General features: G+C 53.9%; 18 protein-coding genes. 16 read left to right on the top strand and 2 right to left on the bottom strand.

Annotation, left to right across the window (positions count from 1 at the left end; translation table 11 throughout):
• Positions 1-3: 3 nt before the first annotated feature.
• The 10 genes from ACRDCA_RS15695 to ACRDCA_RS15650 all read left to right on the top strand — a co-directional run bounded on the left by ACRDCA_RS15695 (position 4) and on the right by ACRDCA_RS15650 (position 9,795).
• Positions 4-1,245: an NADH:ubiquinone reductase (Na(+)-transporting) subunit B gene (locus ACRDCA_RS15695; protein ID WP_438690365.1), complete on the top strand. Its 1,242-nt coding sequence runs from the start codon at positions 4-6 to the stop codon at positions 1,243-1,245.
• A complete protein-coding gene (locus ACRDCA_RS15690) occupies positions 1,235-2,029 on the top strand; it encodes a Na(+)-translocating NADH-quinone reductase subunit C (protein WP_438690364.1) in 795 nt (264 codons plus the stop codon). Before ACRDCA_RS15695 ends, ACRDCA_RS15690 begins: the two co-directional genes overlap by 11 nt.
• Entirely contained in the window at positions 2,022-2,651 is a 630-nt protein-coding gene (locus ACRDCA_RS15685) for an NADH:ubiquinone reductase (Na(+)-transporting) subunit D (RefSeq protein ID WP_021181926.1), read from the top strand. The genes ACRDCA_RS15690 and ACRDCA_RS15685 overlap by 8 nt, the downstream gene beginning before the upstream one ends.
• A gap of 6 nt (positions 2,652-2,657) precedes the next feature.
• Positions 2,658-3,254, top strand: coding sequence for an NADH:ubiquinone reductase (Na(+)-transporting) subunit E (gene nqrE / locus ACRDCA_RS15680; protein ID WP_021181925.1), 597 nt, complete (start codon positions 2,658-2,660; stop codon positions 3,252-3,254).
• 15 nt (positions 3,255-3,269) lie between these two features.
• A complete protein-coding gene (gene nqrF / locus ACRDCA_RS15675; protein ID WP_438690363.1) occupies positions 3,270-4,493 on the top strand; it encodes an NADH:ubiquinone reductase (Na(+)-transporting) subunit F in 1,224 nt (407 codons plus the stop codon).
• A gap of 24 nt (positions 4,494-4,517) precedes the next feature.
• Complete coding sequence (locus ACRDCA_RS15670) at positions 4,518-5,534, top strand: FAD:protein FMN transferase (RefSeq protein WP_438690362.1); 1,017 nt, start codon at positions 4,518-4,520, stop codon at positions 5,532-5,534.
• Between the two features lie 7 nt (positions 5,535-5,541).
• Entirely contained in the window at positions 5,542-5,769 is a 228-nt protein-coding gene (gene nqrM / locus ACRDCA_RS15665; RefSeq protein WP_024483649.1) for a (Na+)-NQR maturation NqrM, read from the top strand.
• Between the two features lie 108 nt (positions 5,770-5,877).
• Positions 5,878-6,936, top strand: coding sequence for a DNA polymerase IV (gene dinB / locus ACRDCA_RS15660; protein ID WP_438690361.1), 1,059 nt, complete (start codon positions 5,878-5,880; stop codon positions 6,934-6,936).
• A 90-nt stretch (positions 6,937-7,026) separates the two neighbouring features.
• Complete coding sequence (locus ACRDCA_RS15655; RefSeq protein ID WP_438690360.1) at positions 7,027-8,073, top strand: hypothetical protein; 1,047 nt, start codon at positions 7,027-7,029, stop codon at positions 8,071-8,073.
• Between the two features lie 900 nt (positions 8,074-8,973).
• The gene (locus ACRDCA_RS15650; protein WP_438690359.1) at positions 8,974-9,795 is read left to right on the top strand and encodes a lipid II-degrading bacteriocin; all 822 of its coding nucleotides are present in this window, start codon (positions 8,974-8,976) and stop codon (positions 9,793-9,795) included.
• A 20-nt stretch (positions 9,796-9,815) separates the two neighbouring features.
• On the opposite strand, the gene ACRDCA_RS15645 is transcribed toward ACRDCA_RS15650, so the two are convergent.
• On the bottom strand, positions 9,816-10,166 hold the full coding sequence (locus ACRDCA_RS15645; RefSeq protein ID WP_438690358.1) for a YebF family protein: 351 nt from the start codon (positions 10,164-10,166) through the stop codon (positions 9,816-9,818).
• A gap of 196 nt (positions 10,167-10,362) precedes the next feature.
• Positions 10,363-11,823 carry a beta-Ala-His dipeptidase gene (gene pepD, locus ACRDCA_RS15640; RefSeq protein ID WP_438690357.1) on the bottom strand — a complete coding sequence of 487 codons (1,461 nt, stop codon included), beginning with the start codon at positions 11,821-11,823 and terminating at the stop codon, positions 10,363-10,365.
• Positions 11,824-12,160: 337 nt separating this feature from the next.
• Here pepD and gpt point away from each other — a divergent pair, with 337 nt between their 5' ends.
• The 6 genes from gpt (at position 12,161) to uraH (ending at position 17,608) form a co-directional block, all read left to right on the top strand.
• Entirely contained in the window at positions 12,161-12,619 is a 459-nt protein-coding gene (gene gpt / locus ACRDCA_RS15635; protein WP_021805588.1) for a xanthine phosphoribosyltransferase, read from the top strand.
• A gap of 163 nt (positions 12,620-12,782) precedes the next feature.
• Entirely contained in the window at positions 12,783-14,030 is a 1,248-nt protein-coding gene (gene frsA / locus ACRDCA_RS15630; RefSeq protein WP_438690356.1) for an esterase FrsA, read from the top strand.
• Between the two features lie 60 nt (positions 14,031-14,090).
• Complete coding sequence (gene crl, locus ACRDCA_RS15625) at positions 14,091-14,492, top strand: sigma factor-binding protein Crl (protein WP_438690355.1); 402 nt, start codon at positions 14,091-14,093, stop codon at positions 14,490-14,492.
• Positions 14,493-14,601: 109 nt separating this feature from the next.
• Positions 14,602-15,705: a glutamate 5-kinase gene (gene proB, locus ACRDCA_RS15620; protein ID WP_438690354.1), complete on the top strand. Its 1,104-nt coding sequence runs from the start codon at positions 14,602-14,604 to the stop codon at positions 15,703-15,705.
• 9 nt (positions 15,706-15,714) lie between these two features.
• Positions 15,715-16,968, top strand: a complete 1,254-nt coding sequence (proA, locus tag ACRDCA_RS15615; protein WP_438690353.1) for a glutamate-5-semialdehyde dehydrogenase — start codon at positions 15,715-15,717, stop codon at positions 16,966-16,968.
• Positions 16,969-17,197: 229 nt separating this feature from the next.
• Positions 17,198-17,608 (top strand): hydroxyisourate hydrolase, encoded by a 411-nt coding sequence (gene uraH, locus ACRDCA_RS15610; RefSeq protein WP_438690352.1) that lies wholly within the window; start codon positions 17,198-17,200, stop codon positions 17,606-17,608.
• Positions 17,609-17,648 lie beyond the last annotated feature (40 nt).

Below are 17,648 nucleotides of genomic sequence, written 5' to 3'. Positions count from 1 at the left end.
CCGATGGGCCTGAAGAATTTTTTTGACAAGATTGAGCATCACTTCACGCCGGGCGGCAAGCTGGAAAAGTGGTACCCGCTGTTTGAAGCAACGGCGACGGTGTTCTATACCCCCGGCACGGTAACGCGCGGGGCCTCGCACGTGCGTGATGCCATCGATCTGAAACGTATGATGATCCTGGTGTGGTTGGCGGTGTTCCCGGCGATGTTCTGGGGCATGTACAACGTTGGCCAGCAGACTATCCCGGCGCTGCATCACCTGTACAGCGGCGATCAACTGCAACAGGTGCTGGCAGGGGATTGGCATTACTGGCTGGCACAGATGCTGGGTGCCACGCTCGGCGCCGATGCTGGCTGGATCAGCAAGATGGTGCTCGGTGCGACCTACTTCGTCCCGATCTACGCCGTGGTATTCCTAGTAGGAGGTTTTTGGGAAGTGGTGTTTGCGATGGTACGCAAGCATGAGATCAACGAAGGCTTCTTCGTGACCTCGATCCTGTTTGCCCTGATCGTGCCACCAACCCTGCCGTTATGGCAGGCCGCACTGGGTATCAGCTTTGGTGTGGTCGTCGCCAAGGAGATCTTCGGCGGCACCGGGCGTAACTTCCTCAACCCGGCCTTGGCGGGGCGTGCCTTCCTGTTTTTTGCCTACCCGGCGCAGATCTCTGGCGATCTGGTGTGGACGGCGGCAGACGGCTTTTCCGGTGCGACACCGTTGGCACAGTGGAGCGTAGGCGGAGCACATAGCCTGACCAACGTCACTACCGGCCAATCCATCAGTTGGATGGATGCGTTTATCGGCAATATCCCTGGCTCGATCGGTGAAGTCTCCACCCTGATGATCCTGATCGGCGGGGCGATTATCCTGTTTGGCCGTGTCGCTTCCTGGCGCATCGTGGCCGGTGTGATGATCGGCATGATCGCCACGGCGTATCTGTTCAACGCTATTGGCTCCGCCACCAACCCGATGTTCGCCATGCCCTGGTATTGGCATCTGGTGCTGGGTGGTTTTGCCTTCGGTATGGTCTTTATGGCGACCGACCCGGTTTCCGCTTCGTTTACCAACAAAGGGAAGTGGTGGTACGGCATCCTGATCGGCGTGATGTGCGTGCTGATCCGGGTGGTCAACCCGGCCTATCCGGAAGGCATGATGCTGGCGATCCTGTTCGCCAACCTGTTCGCACCGCTGTTCGATTATCTGGTGGTGCAGGCTAACATCAAGCGGAGAAAAGCACGTGGCGAATGAATCTAAAAATGACAGCTTTGGCAAAACGCTGCTGGTAGTGCTGCTGCTTTGCCTGGTGTGTTCTGTGGTGGTTGCGGGCTCCGCCGTCGGGCTGCAATCCAAACAGCAGGAACAACGCCTGCTGGATAAGCAGCGCAACATTCTGGACGTGGCTGGTTTACTGCAACCGGGAATGACCGGCGAACAGGTGAAAGCGACCTTTGGTAAACGCATTGAACCGCGTTTGCTGGATCTGGACAGCGGTGAGTTTGTGCCTGGTGATGCTGCTTCCTTCGATCTGGCCGCCGCATTACGCAGCGATGCCAAGAGCCGGGCGTTGACCGCCGAGGAAGATCTGGCCGGTATCCGCCGCCGTAGCAATCAGGCTGAAATCTACCTGGTACGCGATGAAAGCGGCGCGGTGAGCAAGATTGTGCTGCCGGTCTACGGCACTGGCCTCTGGTCGATGATGTACGCCTTTGTAGCGCTGGATGCCGACGGTAATACGGTGCGCGGGCTGAGCTTTTACCAGCACGGTGAAACCCCTGGCCTGGGCGGCGAGATCCAGAACGCCAGCTGGCGCGCGCAGTGGATCGGCAAGCAGCTGTTTGATGACAACGGTAACCCGGCCATCCGCATCGTGAAGGGCGGAGCGCGGCAAGGGGATATCCACGGTGTGGATGGCCTGTCCGGCGCAACGCTGACCGCTAACGGCGTACAGCATACGTTTAATTTCTGGTTGGGCGAGCACGGTTTTGGCCCATTCCTGCAGAAAGTTCGTGAAGGAGCGCTGAAAAATGGCTGATTCCAAAGAGGTTAAACGGGTCCTGTTGGGGCCGCTGTTTGACAATAACCCGATCGCGCTACAGGTGCTGGGCGTCTGTTCGGCCCTGGCGGTGACTACCAAGCTGGAAACGGCGGTGGTGATGACCATTGCGGTCACCCTGGTCACCGCGTTTTCCAGCTTCTTTATCTCGCTGATCCGCCACCATATCCCCAACAGCGTGCGCATCATCGTCCAGATGACGATTATCGCCTCGCTGGTGATCGTGGTCGATCAGTTGCTGCGCGCCTATGCGTTTGAAATCTCCAAACAGCTTTCGGTGTTCGTCGGGCTGATCATCACCAACTGTATCGTGATGGGCCGCGCCGAGGCGTACGCCATGAAGTCACCGCCGATTGAGAGCTTTATGGACGGTATCGGCAACGGGCTGGGCTACGGCGTGATCCTGATCCTGGTGGGCTTCCTGCGTGAGCTGGTGGGCTCGGGCAAGCTGTTTGGCATTACGGTGCTGGAAACGGTACAGAACGGCGGCTGGTATCAGCCTAACGGCCTGTTCCTGCTGGCGCCGAGTGCGTTCTTTATCATCGGCCTGCTGATTTGGGGATTACGTTCCCTCAAGCCAGCGCAGATAGAAAAGGAGTAACCGCCGATGGCTCACTATATCAGCCTGTTTGTGCGTGCGGTGTTCGTTGAGAACATGGCATTGGCGTTCTTCCTGGGGATGTGTACCTTCCTGGCGGTGTCGAAGAAGGTCTCAACTTCGTTTGGCCTGGGGATTGCCGTCACCTTGGTGCTTGGCATCTCGGTACCGGTCAACAATCTGGTTTATAACCTGATCCTGCGTGACGGGGCGCTGGTGGAAGGCGTCGATTTGAGCTTCCTCAACTTCATCACCTTTATCGGTGTGATTGCAGCACTGGTGCAGATCCTGGAGATGATCCTCGATCGCTTCTTCCCGGCGCTCTACAACGCGCTGGGGATCTTCCTGCCGTTGATCACGGTGAACTGTGCCATCTTCGGCGGCGTGTCGTTCATGGTGCAGCGTGATTACAACTTTATGGAATCCGTGGTGTATGGCTTCGGCTCCGGCACCGGCTGGATGCTGGCGATCGTTGCCATGGCGGGGATCCGCGAAAAACTGAAGTATGCCGATGTGCCAGCCGGACTGCGTGGCCTGGGCATTACCTTTATTACCACCGGATTGATGGCATTGGGCTTTATGTCGTTCTCCGGCGTCCAGTTGTAAAGGCAGGAAGCATTTATGGAAATTATTTTAGGCGTGGTCATGTTTACCTGCATCGTGATGGTGCTGGCGTTACTGATCCTGTTTGCCAAATCCAAGCTGGTGAACACCGGTGACATCGCCGTTGAGGTTAACGGCGATCAAGACAAAAGCTTTACCGCTCCGGCGGGGGATAAGCTGCTCAATATGCTCTCCAGCCAGGGGATCTTCGTCTCCTCGGCCTGTGGCGGCGGCGGCTCTTGCGGCCAGTGCCGGGTGGTGATCAAAGAGGGCGGCGGTGATATTCTGCCGACCGAGCTTTCCCATATCAGCAAGCGTGAAGCCAAAGAGGGCTGCCGCCTGGCCTGCCAGGTCAACGTGAAGCAAAACCTGAAAATCGAGCTGCCGGAAGAGATCTTCGGCGTGAAGAAATGGGACTGCGAGGTTATCTCCAATGATAACAAAGCAACCTTTATCAAAGAGCTGAAGCTGCGTATTCCAGACGGTGAGGACGTGCCGTTCCGCGCCGGGGGCTTTATCCAGATCGAAGCGCCCGCGCACGAAGTGAGCTATGCCGATTTCGACGTGCCGCATGAATACCGTGGCGACTGGGATAAATTCAACCTGTTCCGTTACCGGTCGGTAGTGAAAGAGCCGACGGTGCGCGCCTATTCGATGGCCAACTATCCCGATGAGAAAGGCATCATCATGCTCAACGTGCGTATCGCTACGCCACCGCCGAGCAATCCGGACGTGCCGCCGGGCATTATGTCTTCCTACATCTGGTCGCTGAAAGCCGGGGATAAGGTGACGATCTCCGGGCCGTTTGGCGAATTCTTTGCCAAAGACACCGACGCCGAAATGATCTTCATCGGCGGTGGGGCCGGGATGGCACCGATGCGTTCACACATCTTCGATCAGTTGAAGCGCCTGAAGTCGAAGCGCAAAATCACCTTCTGGTACGGTGCACGCTCGTTACGCGAAATGTTCTACGAGGACGATTTCAACCATCTGCAAGAAGAGAATGAAAACTTCACCTGGCACGTGGCGCTTTCCGATCCGCAGCCAGAAGATAACTGGACGGGCTACACCGGCTTTATTCATAATGTCCTGCTGGAAAATTATCTGCGCAACCATCCAGCGCCGGAAGATTGTGAATTCTATATGTGTGGGCCGCCGATGATGAATGCGGCGGTGATCAAGATGCTGAAGGATCTGGGCGTGGAAGATGAAAACATCATGCTCGATGACTTTGGCGGTTAAATGCGAGCAGCAGGCGGCAATGGAATGAAGGTATGGATGATGGCGGCGGCGCTGGCCGCCGCAGTGTTGCTGACCGGTTGTAAACCGCAGCAGGAAAACCTGCGTGGCAAGACCATGGGGACCTCCTATTCGATCGGTTATCTCCCTGGGGAGGGGACGCCTTCTGCGGCAACGCTGCAACAGGAGATCGACAAGCAACTGGTGCAGGTCAACGATCAGATGTCGACCTACCAACCCGATTCCGAACTGAGCCGCTTTAACGCCAGCCGGGAAGTGGATAAACCTTTCCCGGTTTCTGCTGCCACCACGGAAGTGGTGCTGGAGGCACTGCGCATTAACCGCGTTACCGACGGCGCACTGGATGTGACGGTTGGGCCGCTGGTGAACCTGTGGGGTTTTGGCCCGGAAGGGCGGCCGGACAAAGTACCGAACGCCGCCGAGCTGGAGCAGCGCCGCAACTGGACGGGGATCGACAAGCTGGCGGTTGAGGGAAATGCGTTGGTGAAGCGTATTCCTGAACTGTATGTCGATCTCTCCGCCATTGCCAAAGGTTACGGCGTTGATGTCATCGCTCATTACCTACAGTCGCAACACGTCAAAAACTACATGGTCGATATCGGCGGGGAAGTTCGCACCCGTGGCCATAACGGCGAGCAGAAGCCATGGCGCATTGCCATCGAACGGCCAACCACCGGGGTGGAGAAGCAGGCGCAACTGGTCATCGAACCGGGCGAGATGGCGATGGCCACCTCTGGAGACTACCGTAATTACTTCGAACAGGACGGAGTGCGCTATTCTCATACTATCGATCCGCTCACGGGCAAACCGATCCGCCACCATCTGGTGTCGATCACGGTGATCAGCCCGCTGTGTATGACTGCCGATGGGCTATCTACCGGGTTGAACGTGATGGGGCCGGAGCGCGGTATGGCGTTGGCCAACCTGCTGGGGATCCCGGTGTTTATGATCGTGAAAACCACCAAAGGGTTTGAAGAACGTTATTCCGACGCGTTCAAACCCTATCTGAAAAAAGCGTTGTGAGGCCGCTATGTTGACGATGTTCGCTGCATCCTTTGTGCTGTTTCTGCTGGTGGTTGGCGGGATGTCGCTGGGCTATGTGTTCAAGCGCAAAACCTTGCAGGGCAGCTGTGGCGGTATTACCGCGCTGGGGATGGAAAAAGTCTGTGACTGCCCGGAACCCTGCGATGCGCGTAAAAAGCGTATGGCCAAGGAAGCGCTACGCCGCGAAATGCTGGAAAAGCATCGTATTCTCTAGCCACTCATAATTGCCTACGTAGGGGCAGCTGCATGCTGCGCCCGTCCAAACACCATATTGAGCTTTTAATAATTGGCTGTATACTTATACAGTGTTATTGGAGGCGCGATGCGTAAAATCATTCATGTCGATATGGACTGCTTCTTCGCCGCGGTAGAAATGCGCGACGATCCCAGCCTGCGAGATATCCCGTTGGCGATCGGTGCCAGTGCCGATCGGCGTGGTGTGATCAGCACCGCCAACTATCCGGCGCGCCGCTATGGCGTACACAGCGCTATGGCAACCGCCACTGCGCTCAAGCTTTGCCCTCATTTGAAGCTGTTACCGGGGCGCATGGCGGCCTATAAAGAAGCCTCGCAGCATATCCGTGAAATTTTTGCCCGTTATACCTCGTTGGTAGAACCGCTCTCGCTGGATGAAGCCTATCTGGACGTGACCAACAGCACCCAGTGCAACGGCTCCGCCACGCTGATCGCTCAACAGATCCGCCAGGAGATTGCGGATGAGTTGAACCTGACCGCGTCTGCGGGCATCGCCCCCATCAAATTCCTGGCCAAGATTGCCTCCGAGTTAAACAAACCCAATGGTCAATACGTGATCACACCGGCGCAGGTGCCAGCCTTCTTGCAGCAGCTGCCATTGAGTAAAATTCCTGGCGTCGGCAAGGTCACCGCCAAACGGCTGGAAGAGGTGGGGCTCATCACCTGTGCCGATGTGCAGAACTATAATCTGGCCGCCCTGTTAAAGCGTTTCGGTAAATTTGGCCGGGTGCTGTGGGAACGCTGCCAGGGTATCGATGAGCGCGAGGTGTCCCCAGATCGTTTACGTAAGTCGGTCGGCGTTGAGCGGACGCTGGTCGAAGATATCCATGATTGGCAAGATTGTGAAACGCTGATCGTCGAAAAACTCTACCCAGAACTGGAAATGCGCTTGCGCAAGGTTAAACCGGATCTGCACATTGCCCGGCAAGGGGTGAAGCTCAAATTCCAGGATTTCCAGCAAACCACTCAGGAGCACGTTTGGCCGGTGCTCAATATTGAAGATTTGCTCAACGTTGCCCGTCAGGCCTGGCAGGAACGGCGGGAAGGGCGTGGCGTCAGGCTGGTTGGCCTGCATGTAACGCTGCTCGATCCCCAGTTGGAGCGGCAGTTGGTACTGACGTGGTGAAGTGAAAAACGAGTGTGTTTAAATGCACCACCGTAGGTACAATCGTTGCCTGTTTTTTGGGATTAAGATATTCAATGGGAAGTGTTAAATATGGACGTGATTTTGCAAAAACCGGTCAAAAGATGGACATGGGCCGATTTGCAAAGCAGCTATCGCTTTTGGGGGCTGGTTTTTTATTTTACCGCGGTGGTTGCTAGCCAATATCTTTTTAACGCCTATTCGGCGCTCTATATCAGGCAAGCGGCAGATTTACCGATCTCGATGATTGGGATCGCCGTTGGTTTACAGCAGGTCGGCATGTTGTTTGGTGCATTGTTGGCCTGGATGGCCAGCCGGATGAAAAGCTATTTTTTACTGTATCTCTTCAGCGGGCTGTATTTTTCAGGCCTGTTTTTGTTCTGCTTTCATACCAGCAATCCGTTTTTGATTATGGCGGGAGAGGTCCTGATAGGGATGGGGCTTGGGGCTATTATGCTGATCGTGCCAGCCTTTATCGCAGGTGCCGTGGGTAGCGTAGAGGCCTTTGTGCTGTCATTTGGCCTGATGGTGATACTAAAAACCGTGTTTGGTTCCGCCATGATGGCGGTATCCGGATGGCTGCTGGATATGGAGCGGCTATTCTCCAGCCCTGGGTATTTCTTTACCCTGCTATCGGTGCCGGTCATTATCGGGACATTGTTGCTGCTGCCGCTTAAGGCCGGTTTATTTCATTGCGAGCCTCCAGTGCGGCAAGCACTACCCCAGCCGGTTAAATACCGCGATCCTGCCGTGACTTTTCTGCTGTTTTTGGTCCCGTTTTACAATATCTACTGGTTGGTAAAAATCCACGGAGAGATCAGAAATTACACCCAATCGGCGACGCTGTTGACGCCCAGAGGGGCGGGATGGTCGGCTTTTGTTACCGCTCTTCTCACGCCGGTGATTTTTTCCACGCTTAACGACAATCTACGTACCATCATTGAAAGCCATGGGCAGACGGCAAGGTATAAAACCTGGCTGATTATCCTGTTTGCTTTCTTGCTGCCGCCAGTGAGTGCTGCGTTGATACAGTCGCAGATGAATGAAATCAACGGTAATCTGGCCAACAGTGACGCATTCTCGACCCCATTAACGCCGCGGCATACACACGAAACGTAGGGCAATCGCTGAAGCGCAGCTCAGAAGAGAACTCGCGGAACTCAAGTAACAGTAACGTCATGCCCATTGTGTTCAACCACTTAATATCGATCATGGGTGACGGCAAGGGAGGTGTCACAATGGACACACAATTTATCCCGGCCGACATCAATGGCATCGAGGACGTTATGTTCCACCTCCACCAGCTGTGCTCCAGTGTTGGTACCGACTCGACAATGTTGGGGTGGGTAGATCAAATGTCCGGAGGCCTCGGTGAAGGAGGATGGCAGCAAACGGCGATACAGTCGGCGCAACGAAGCTTTTGGATCCGCCAAGCTACCATGTCCTTCATAGTTGAATCTACTATGGGAGAGAAAATGACCAAGAACTCATGATCGCCGATCGTGAAATCGAATCGGTGGCAAAGAAACTCTCCGTGTTGCCATTCAAAGAACTGCTACGAAGGATAGGTTGGCATTGTCATGGTTTAGTTGTTGTTATCGATGGGGTCTTTTAACCCAACATAGGTACCAAAACCTATAGAAACCACAATTCATACCTCATAATTATGAAATATGAATTATTGATTTTCCCATTACTCATACATCCAATAATTAAGGTCGATATACGTAACGGCTTGCAATCGAAATCTCTCAGGTTCGCAATCAGCGCAATTATTTGTCCAAGGATCGGTGATAAGGTGGTCTGAGGGGGCCAACGCTTGTAAAGCAAAATCCCTATCCCGACAGTTTTCGTCCCATTACGAGCAAATTTTTGTATCAGGAGCCACACAACACTCCCCCCATCGACACGTTACGCTCATAAAACTAAACTACTGTTCATGCATACAGCTATCGCTATATGTAATGTTGGTTTGAAAGATAAATTAATTTTCGATGGTCGTATACGGAGAGTATAAATATGTCTGATTTAATGGTTGTAACAGCTAGACCTTTAACATCTGGTAATATGGCTGGTTTAGGCGTAGTCGTAACTTCACCAAATATTCCATCAAATGAGCAAATGGTAACTATGGCGGTGAAGCCATATTTTCAAAGTGAGCAATGGACTAATACCGCTTTTATCAGCCTAATTAACGCATTGGCTAATAAAGACGCAAATAAAATTGGATCCCTTCTTAACTATGCTGCTTATGCCGAAAAACAAGTGGTGTGGACAGGAAAGTTAAGCAATGGTATATGGCGGAATTATTATGATTCAACACATTATCCCTTCCCATTTGGCCAAGCACCTGGCCAATTTGATTATAAACGTGACGCTGTAAAGGAATTTACAGGAGGAGTCGTTTCCCCTATTGCCGCCCTTGCTTATTATGTTCTTGGCAATGGAGAGGAGAGAATGATTAAGATTGAAAACATTGGTCTTAAGCTGAAAGTTACCGATATCCCACCAGTAATGAGCGTTATCAACAGTGGACAAGTCGGGGTGTTTAAAATCTCATCCAACTTCACGAGGGATACCTCCAAGGATGGCATTATTCCAGCAGCCTACCTTGGCAATATTACGTTGAAGACCGAGGGTACTCTATCCATTCAGAAAAATGGCACCTGGAATTACAATGGGGTTGTCAGAGCTTATAATGACACCTTTGATGCAAACCCTAGTTCGCATCGAGGCTCATTAGGTGAAAGTGCAACAACGATTTTACGGGCTATCAACGGGAAACCATATATAATTAGGATCCCTGGTGAACTTCCTGCAAAATATAATGGTAAGAGATAGTAACATCTGTTCCCCCCCCTTTATTTTAAAGGGGTGAAATCTCCGGATGAATATTCTATGCTTCCATCACGGCATCGATAGAGCGCAAAATATTCCTTTTTATACTTTATGCCTTTAGCAATAAATGGCACAAGGATCACGTCAGAGCCGGAAATATTTTTTTTATCAAAAATTAATTGTGGTTTTTCGGTTCCTAAAACTTCAGCATCCTGTTTCCATCGAGGCATTCTAAGATTATAAAAATCCTCATGGATTACACTAATTAATTCATCTGATTTATCATAATTACAAATTTGGATCCCATCTACTGCAACTGCCGAAGGGATGTTTGATAAGATGTAAAGTATGACGGAAATTTTTATCCACTTCATAATCACCCCTTAATAATCAAACGTAAAAATACCACTTCATAATGTTATCCAATTAAGCTATCAGTTCTTTGTGAAGTTTGAGTGAAGTTGGCGTCATTTTAACAACTAAACAGGCGACAGACACCGATATCGCAACGCCTGCCGCTACAAAGTAAGCTACTTGTAGGGGCGCAGTATCATGCTGCGCCCGTCAATATTATCCACGCTCAGGGATAGCTTTCAGCAGTGCGGTCAACAGCGTCCAGTATTGGCCCACGCTGGCGATATGCACCTGTTCATCCGGCGAGTGTGGTCCGGTGATGGTCGGCCCAATCGACACCATATCCATATTTGGGTAAGGTTTCTTGAACAAACCGCACTCCAACCCGGCGTGGATCACCATGATGTTCGGCGTCTTGTTGAACAGCTTCTGGTAAGTTTCACGTACCAGTTGCATCACCGGTGAGTGAGCATCTGGCTGCCAGCCCGGGTAGCCACCTTTCGGTGCCACTTTGGCGTTGGCCAGTTGGCCTACTGCGGTCAGCATTTCCACCACATAGTCTTTACCGCTGTCGATCAGGGAGCGGATAAGGCAGATGATCTCGGCTTCATGCTCGCTGGTGGTGACCACGCCAACGTTAAGCGAAGTCTCTACCACGCCTTTCACTTCGTCGCTCATGCGGATCACACCGTTTGGCGTGCCGTTGAGCAGCGCAACAAAGCGGCTCTGGCAGTCTGCGGTGAGCGCCTGCAAAGCGCTGGTGGCTGGCTCAAGCAGAACGGTAATGTTCTTCTCTTTGGCAGACAGCTCGTTTTGCAGCGTAGCCAGGAATTGCTGGCTCAGGGCTTTCAGCGCATCAACCTGCGCAGCAGGTACAGCAACTACAGCAGAGGCTTCACGCGGAATGGCATTACGCAGCGTACCGCCGTTCAGCTCCAGCAGGCGCAGGTTCAGCTCTGGCGTGTGGGCGAACAGGAAACGTGCCAGCAGTTTGTTGGCATTGCCCAGGCCATGATGGATATCGGCACCAGAGTGGCCGCCTTTCAACCCTTTCAGGGTCAGCTTCAGCGTTTGATAACCGGCTGGCAGAGCTTCACGTTGCAGCGGCAGGGTGGTGATGAAATCAATCCCCCCGGCGCAGCCCATGTAGATTTCGCCTTCCTCTTCGGAGTCGGTGTTGATCAGGATGTCGGCTTGCAGCCAGTTTGGCTGTAGGCCGAAGGCACCGTCCATACCGGCTTCTTCCGTCATGGTCAGCAGCACTTCCAGCGGGCCGTGCTCTACGCTGTCATCGGCCAGCACCGCCAGCGCAGACGCCATACCGATACCGTTATCGGCACCCAACGTGGTACCGCGTGCCTTGATCCACTCGCCGTCGATATAAGGCTGGATCGGATCTTTGGTGAAGTCGTGCACCGTATCGTTGTTTTTTTGCGGAACCATATCCAGATGCGCTTGCAGCGCTACCGGCTTACGGTTTTCCATGCCCTTGGTGGCAGGCTTACGCAGCAAAATATTGCCGACCTGGTCGCGCTCGGCATGCAGGTTCTTTTCTTTCGCCCAGTCGAGGATGTGCTGCGCCAGCGCTTCTTCATGGTAAGAAGGATGCGGGATCGAGCAGATCTTGGCGAAAATATCCCACAGCGGCTGTGGCGAAAGTTGAGACAATTCAGACACTATAAGTCTCCTGTGACAGCATTTTCAGCAGGGAGTGAATGCTGTGCGGTTAGGGTGAGTAGCTATCTGTGCTTCAGGCACGTAAGCCAGAGAATATCATTTTATTCCGGCCGGTGCGCGTCTCGTATGACGCAGTATATCGGCTTGGGTTCCCCGTCTTACGGGCGCTTGCGGATAATCGCGATCTCAGTCACCACATAGAAAATCAGAGGAAAAACGCATCATTCCCTCGGTTCAACTGGTATTCATCGCGCGCAGTCTCTATAATCTCGCGCAACCTTTTTTCCCCCTGAACTACTGAGTAAGCCACATCTATTGCTGGCTGGGACACCATTCTATGAGCGAAAAATACGTTGTTACCTGGGATATGTTGCAAATGCAAGCGCGCAAACTGGCTCACCGCCTGCTGCCTGCCGATCAATGGAAAGGCATTATTGCCGTAAGCCGTGGCGGCCTGGTGCCTGCTTCGCTGCTGGCACGTGAGCTGAGCATCCGTTATGTGGATACCGTCTGCATCTCCAGCTATGACCATGACAACCAGCGCGAAATGAAGGTGCTCAAGCGCGCCGAGGGAGATGGCGAAGGCTTTATCGTGGTTGACGATTTAGTGGATACCGGCGGCACCGCGAAAGCGATCCGTGACATGTACCCGAAAGCCCATTTCGTGACCATTTTCGCCAAGCCTGCTGGCCGCCCGCTGGTTGACGATTACGTGGTTGATATCCCGCAGGACACCTGGATCGAACAGCCTTGGGATATGGCCGTGACCTTCGTGCCACCGATCGGCGGCCGCTAAGCACCAGCCTCAAACGCCCGGCATCACCGGGCGTTGTTGTTTATGCAGCGGTTTCGTCAAATTCGGTAAATTCCCCGCCTTCTATCCCCAGAGTTAGGTACAATGGCCCTAGATATCCCGGCTATTCAAGCCTTGATGTAAGTCTCTGGAGGCTGTTGTTACCATGGCACAGGCCAACCTTTCTGAAGTACTGTTCAAACCCTCATTTAAACATGTCGAGACCTCGACGCTAGTCACGCGCGCCCATCATGCGGTCGGTGCCGATCTGCACTCCGCGTTGGAAGGGGACACCGACGGCAACTGGTATCGCATGCTCAATCATCTGCTGTGGACCTGGCGCGGCACCGATCCGCTGGAGATCAGCGAAGTGCTGGCGCGCATTGCGGCTTCCAACGCGGAACATAGCGACGATCACCTGCTGGATACCGTGGTCGGTTACCGTAACGGCAACTGGATCTACGAGTGGGTGCGCCAGGGGATGCAATGGCAGCAGCGGGCATTGGAGCAGAAAGATCCGCTGGTCGGCGGGCAGTATTGGCTGAATGCCGCCAATCTCTACAGCATTGCCGGTTATCCGCATCTGAAAGGGGATGAGCTGGCAGAGCAGGCCGAGGTACTGTCCAATCGCGCCTACGAAGAGGCCGCATTGCTACTGCCGTATCAGCTTAAAGAGCTGGAGTTTGCCATTGAGGGCGGCAGTTCCATCACCGGCTTCCTGCATATGCCAGATAACGGCCAGGCACCGTTCCCGACGGTGCTGATGTGTGGCAGTCTGGACACTTTACAGACCGACTATCACCGCCTGTTCCGTGATTATCTGGCTCCGCACGGCATTGCGATGTTGACCATCGATATGCCGTCTATCGGTTCATCTTATAAGTGGAAGCTGACGCAAGACTCCAGCTTCCTGCATCAGCAGGTGTTGGCGCAACTGCCTTCCGTGCCTTGGGTTGACCATACGCGCGTCAGCGCCTTCGGCTTCCGCTTTGGTGCCAATGTGGCGGTGCGTCTGGCCTATCTGGAATCGCAGCGTTTACGCGCGGTGGCCTGCGTTGGGCCAGTGGTACATAGCCTGCTGTGTGAGGTGAAATGTCAGGACCACGTGCCGGATATGTATATGGACGTGCTGGCCAGCCGTATGGGGATGTCCAACGCGTCGGACAGCGTGCTGAAAACCGAGTTGAACCGCTATTCACTGAAAACCCAGGGGCTATTGGGCCGCCGTTGCCCAACGCCGATGCTGGCTGCCTATTGGGATGGCGATCCGCTCAGCCCAAAAGAAGAGTCGCAGCTGATTGCGTCTTCTTCACTCAACGGCAAGCTGATAGCCATCCCACGCACGCCGGTTTATCAGAGCTTCCATCAATCCTTACTGCAAATTTGTGATTGGCTAAGAGATAAAATGCGCTAACTGGTTGCTAATTTTTAACAGTTTGTTAAAAAGGGGGGACTACATTGTGGAGGTTGAGAAATGACGCTACCGAGTGGCCACCCTAAAAGCCGACTAATGAAACGTTTTGCCAGCCTGGGACCTTACCTGCGCGAAGGGCAATGTGAGAATGACCGCTTTTTCTTTGACTGCCTGGCAGTCTGCGTCAACGTTAAGCCAGCGCCGGAAAAACGCGAGTTCTGGGGCTGGTGGATTGAACTGCAGGCCGATAAATCCCGTTTCACCTACAGCTACCACTTTGGTCTGTTTGACAAGGAAGGACATTGGAACGAGGAAAAGATTAAAGATGCTGAAGTGAAAGAGAAGCTGGAAACCACGCTGCGCGTCTTCCATCGCCGCCTGGGCGAACTGCTGACCACCATGGAGCTGACGCTGGAACCCGCCGATGATTTCATTGAGCAACCGATAAAACTCTCCGCCTAGATCATTTCCCCCGCATATTTACGCCGAAATCGCGTTGTGCCTGTTGGCATAACGCGTCTCTCCTGTTACAACGTCATGCATTCCTTTTAACTCCAACGGCAGAAATATTATGAACGGCAGCCAGACATTGGTTGTGAAATTGGGCACCAGCGTGTTGACCGGCGGTTCGCTGCGTCTGAACCGTGCCCATATTGTCGAACTGGTGCGCCAATGCGCCCAGCAACATGCTGCGGGCCACCGCATCGTTATTGTGACCTCCGGGGCGATTGCTGCCGGGCGTGAACACCTGGGCTACCCTGAACTGCCCGCAACTATCGCTTCCAAGCAGTTGCTGGCGGCGGTGGGGCAGAGCCGGTTGATCCAGCTGTGGGAACAGCTGTTCTCGATATATGGCATTCATATCGGGCAGATGCTGCTGACGCGTGCCGATCTGGAAGACCGAGAGCGCTTCCTTAACGCGCGTGACACCATGACCGCGCTGCTGGATAACCGTATTGTTCCGGTAATTAATGAGAACGACGCTGTTGCCACGGCAGAAATCAAAGTCGGTGACAACGATAACCTGTCGGCACTGGCCGCCATTCTGGCCGGGGCCGATAAGCTGCTGCTGCTGACCGATCAGCAGGGCTTATATACCGCCGACCCGCGCAATAACCCGGAAGCCGAATTGATCCGCGAAGTGCATGGCGTCGACGATGCGCTGCGTGCCATTGCGGGCGACAGCGTTTCCGGTTTGGGTACCGGTGGGATGGGCACCAAGCTACAGGCGGCCGACGTGGCCTGCCGCGCAGGTATTGATGTGATCATCGCTGCGGGTAGCAAGCCGGGCGTGGTAGCCGACGTGATTGAAGGCAACCCGGTGGGCACTCGCTTCCATGCGCTGGAAACCCCGTTGGAGAACCGTAAACGCTGGATCTTTGGTGCGCCGCCTGCGGGTGAGATCACCATTGACGATGGCGCGGTAGAAGCCATGATGGCCCGTGGCAGCTCGCTGTTGCCGAAGGGGGTCCGCGATGTCAAAGGCGATTTCTCACGCGGTGAGGTGATCCGCATCCGCAATCTGGCAGGGCGCGATTTGGCTCATGGCGTCAGCCGCTATAACAGCGATGCCATGCGCATGATTGCCGGGCACCACTCGCAGCAAATCAGCGAGATCCTGGGCTATGAATATGGCCCGGTGGCCGTGCATCGCGACGATATGATCGTAAGTTAAGGAGTAAACATGCTCGAGCAGATGGGGAAGGCCGCCAAGCAGGCTTCCTGGCAGTTGGCGGTACTGAGCACGGCGAAAAAGAACCAGGTGTTGGCGGTGATGGCCGATATGCTGGAAGCTCGCAGCGAAGAGATCCTACAGGCGAACGAGCAGGATATGGCGCAGGCGCGTGCCAGCGGGATGAGTGAGGCCCTGTTGGATCGGTTGTTGCTAACTCCTGCACGTTTGGCAGCGATCGCCAACGATGTGCGTCAGGTTTGCCGCCTGAACGATCCGGTTGGCCACGTGCTGGACGGCAACCTGCTGGATAGCGGCCTGAAGCTGGAGCGTCGCCGGGTGCCACTCGGGGTAATCGGCGTGATTTATGAAGCGCGGCCCAACGTCACCATCGACGTTGCCAGCCTGTGCCTGAAAACCGGTAATGCGGTGATCTTGCGCGGTGGTAAAGAGACGCACCACACCAATCAGGCGACGGTGAAAGTGATCCAGCAGGCGTTGGAACAATGCGGTCTGCCTGCGGCGGCGGTGCAGGCGATCGAAAGCCCGGATCGTGAGTTGGTCAATGAACTACTGCGTATGGATCGCTATGTCGACATGCTGATCCCACGGGGCGGTGCCGGACTGCATAAGCTGTGCCGCGAGCAGTCGACCATTCCGGTGATCACCGGCGGTATCGGCGTGTGCCATATCTATGTCGACGACAGCGTGGATTACGACAAGGCGCTGACCGTTATCGAGAACGCCAAGATCCAGCGGCCAAGTGCCTGCAACTCGGTTGAAACCCTGTTGGTTAACCGCACTATTGCCAACAGCTTCCTGCCGGCGCTGAGCGCGCGTATGGCCGCCGTTGGTGTAACGTTGCACGCCAGCGATAACGCCATGCCGTTGTTGCAGGAAGGGCCAGCGAAGGTGGTTGCGGTTGCCGCAGAAGATTACGATGACGAATGGTTATCGTTAGATCTGAACGTGACGCTGGTGGATGATATCAATCAGGCTATCGACCATATTCGCACGCACGGCACCAGCCATTCCGACGCTATTCTGACGCGCTCGCTGAGCAACGCCGAGTATTTTGTCCGCGCGGTGGATTCCTCTGCGGTGTACGTCAATGCCAGCACCCGCTTTACTGACGGTGGTCAGTTTGGTTTGGGGGCCGAAGTGGCCGTCAGCACCCAGAAGCTGCATGCTCGCGGCCCAATGGGGTTAGACGCGCTGACGACTTATAAATGGATTGGCTACGGCGACGATTTGGTTCGTAGCTAAGAGCCAGGTCTGGTTAATGCTACCCAAGGGCGCAGTGTGCAAATACTGCGCCCTTGTTGTTTCTGGCTGTCGTGCAGCAAACAGGGATTAAGGGGGATTCATCAAAAAATCTTTAGCTTTAGGCCCCTTATCACGCTGGGGTTAAGCCAAATATAACGAAAAGTTGAACATTTTTTCGGAGAATCAATGCTACATTTTTGTTGTTTTTCATTAACCAATAGGCAGAAAAATGAACAAAATCACAGGTCTCATCCTCTTATCTTCCCTTGCGGTGGTTCCGGCAGCATTCAGTGCTCCCGTGGGGACGCTCAGCGTTCATATATTAAATCAACAAACAGGTCTTCCCTCGCCACAGGTTGCCGTTATCCTGGAAAAACAGCAGGGCGACGGCTGGGCAACGTTGGCAAGCGGTAAAACCGACGATGATGGCCGCATCAAATCCTTGTTTCCGCAGGAGCAGGATATGCAGCCTGGCGTTTATAAAGTGACCTTTAAAACCGGCGATTATTTCAACACCCAAAAGTTGGGGTCTTTCTTCCCGGAAATTCCGGTATTGTTTACGGTGAGCCGGACCAACGAGAAACTGCATATTCCTTTACTGTTGAGCCAATATGGCTATTCAACCTACAAAGGCAGTTGAGCCCCAAGTTTTTTTGGAATGTCTTTCCTTAACTTCATTG

This window comes from Serratia sp. (in: enterobacteria), assembly GCF_051654945.1.
In the GTDB taxonomy this organism is placed as follows: Bacteria; Pseudomonadota; Gammaproteobacteria; order Enterobacterales; family Enterobacteriaceae; genus Chania.
This window is presented reverse-complemented; position numbering and strand designations above follow the sequence as displayed.